The following is a 2,077-nucleotide window of genomic DNA, read 5'->3' on the forward strand; positions in this document are numbered from 1 at the left end:
TACCAGGGCTAAACGATAGGGAGTGGTAGGGGTGGGTAATTCAATTCCCTTGACTTCGGTCAGGGCTAGGGCTCTAGGTTCGTCTTCTGTACTGAGTGATGCAAATTTGAGCTGAGCACTTTTGGGAAACTGAAACACTTGGTAGAGGTAAGAGTCTGGGGATGCTTCAGCCAGATAGTCGAGCTTAAATCCTAGGATATCTTGGTAAATGGTGAATGCTCGTTCGAGATCAGCAACTACCAAGCAGGGGCGCTTGATGTGAAGCCGATCTAGATTAGGGGTATTGGGGTTGACTGAGGGCTGATTGGTTTCCATTCACCCACCTAAATTTCCCTTCGCTAATTATATAGCAAAGGGAATCGGGAATCGGGAATCGGGAATCGGGAATCGGGAATCGGGAGTAAGAAGTACGGAATATGGCATCAAAAATTATCACAATTTATTTAGGATTACGATAGCTGAAAGTTAGCTATTAAAAAAGTTTGCGATCGCATTCGCAAATCCCTCAAAGGAGCGGTAATTTTTAGATACAATAGAGACAGTTAACCCCAAGTTTTCAGTATTAGCAGCGGTATAGGGACCAAAGCAAGCAATGACACAATGGTTATAATCCTGGGGGGAGTTTACCATTGTCAAAAAAGCGGTCACTTCTGCGGTGCTACTAAAAGCAATAACATCTATCTTGCCTTGACGAATCAGATTCAATTCTACATCATAGATAGTTTTATCCAAAATTCGGGTTTGATAGGTCAATACTGGACTGACTTTTATGCCCAATTCCTGTAAACCGGAAATAAAATTGGGAATGACATTAGGTTCTGGTATCCCGACCACCTTTGGAATAGGAACTAATATAGTTTTCTGATCAATAGTTGGATAGTTAGACAATTCAGTAACCATTCCGGTTGGGCTAGCTTCAGCCGGAACTAAATCAGCTGTTACTCCAAAATCCGACAATCTTTCGGCATCTTTTCCAATGGCAGACAGTTGACAATTTTTCAGCACAGATGTAGAAATCCCCAAGGATGCCATGCGCTCAAAAAAAGCGTCTATTCCGTTGCGACTAGTAAAGGCAATCCAATCAAATTTATGAATTTGCCTGAGAGCAGCATCTAATTCAGGGGAATTTTCCAACAGACAGGTTTCAATAGTTGGCATCACTATGGGAAGTCCACCCTGGTTAATGATTTGTTGAGATAACCGAGACCCATAGGTTCTTGGTGCTGTTACAATGATTCTTTTGCCATAGAGAGGGAGTTGATTTGATGGAGATAGAGGGTGCATCTTTTTATTGTCAATCTATATCAAGACAGGGAACAGGGAACAGAGAACAGGGAATAGGTAACAGGGAATAGGAAAAAAAAACTGTGGACATTATAGTTATTAAAAACGCTTTAAATGCTGCTATAGAGTTAATAAATAAATACAAAAAAATAATTACAGTTTTTTTGATTACCAAAAATTCCTATATACTTAATTAAATCTTGCCTCTTGCCTTTCCCAAAGAGATTATGTTCACAAATCAAATGGAAATGCTATATAACCATCCTAGGGCGAAACTAGTCAAAACATTAATATAGCGTTTTTCATACTTATGAGGTACAGTCAATTTTGTTACCCCGTCTCCCGACTCCCGACTCCCTCGGTGCGCTTTCCGTAGGCGAATTAAATTCGCCACGGGTCGCACCGCTCCCTACTCCCTACTCCCTTTGTTATAGATGAACAAATTAGCACTTACCTTAAAAAATCCCTCTCTCACTGATATCAAGTGGATCCTAAGCCTTTTCCTGGCCGCCCTTTTCCTTTGGGGTATTTTTCTGGGAAATGTACCCCTACGGGACTGGGATGAAGGCACTAGAGCCCTGATCGCTAGAGAAATCTATCGCACGGGTAACTGGCTCCATCCTACTCTGTGGGGAGAACCTTATCTACTGAAACCCCCTTTGATGGATTGGCTGATTGCTTTAAGCTATAAAGTAGGGGGTGTCCAAGAATTCACTACTCGTTTGCCTGGTGCTTTTTTGTCAGCGTGTGGAGTACCACTGCTCTATTTAGTAGCACGAGAACTATTCCTTCA

General features: G+C 41.8%; 5 protein-coding genes. 1 reads left to right on the plus strand and 4 read right to left on the minus strand.

All coding sequences use genetic code 11. The annotated features are described in order from the left end of the window. From F6K20_RS35745 to F6K20_RS35760, 4 genes are all read right to left on the minus strand, one after another. The coding region (locus tag F6K20_RS35745) for a VOC family protein (protein ID WP_287297986.1) at positions 1-315 on the minus strand (315 nt) is incomplete at its 3' end. Next, on the minus strand, positions 275-436 hold the full coding sequence (locus tag F6K20_RS35750; protein WP_154659662.1) for a hypothetical protein: 162 nt from the start codon (positions 434-436) through the stop codon (positions 275-277). The genes F6K20_RS35750 and F6K20_RS35745, both read right to left, overlap by 41 nt. Before the next feature lie 29 nt (positions 437-465). Further along, entirely contained in the window at positions 466-1,284 is an 819-nt protein-coding gene (locus F6K20_RS35755) for a uroporphyrinogen-III synthase (protein WP_287252663.1), read from the minus strand. Positions 1,285-1,522: 238 nt separating this feature from the next. Beyond that, a complete protein-coding gene (locus F6K20_RS35760) occupies positions 1,523-1,678 on the minus strand; it encodes a hypothetical protein (RefSeq protein ID WP_287252660.1) in 156 nt (51 codons plus the stop codon). Between the two features lie 40 nt (positions 1,679-1,718). On the opposite strand from F6K20_RS35760, the gene F6K20_RS35765 reads away from it, so the two are divergent. Further along, on the plus strand, positions 1,719-2,077 hold a 359-nt coding region (locus F6K20_RS35765), incomplete at its 3' end, for an ArnT family glycosyltransferase (protein ID WP_287297988.1).

Origin of the sequence: Moorena sp. SIO2C4 (assembly GCF_010672485.1) — a bacterium.
GTDB lineage: Bacteria > Cyanobacteriota > Cyanobacteriia > Cyanobacteriales > Coleofasciculaceae > Moorena > Moorena producens.

Bases quoted from the DNA above. Each gene is read 5' to 3' on its own strand.
- F6K20_RS35755 (WP_287252663.1), bottom strand. From the start codon at position 1,284: ATGCACCCTCTATCTCCATCAAATCAACTCCCTCTCTATGGCAAAAGA.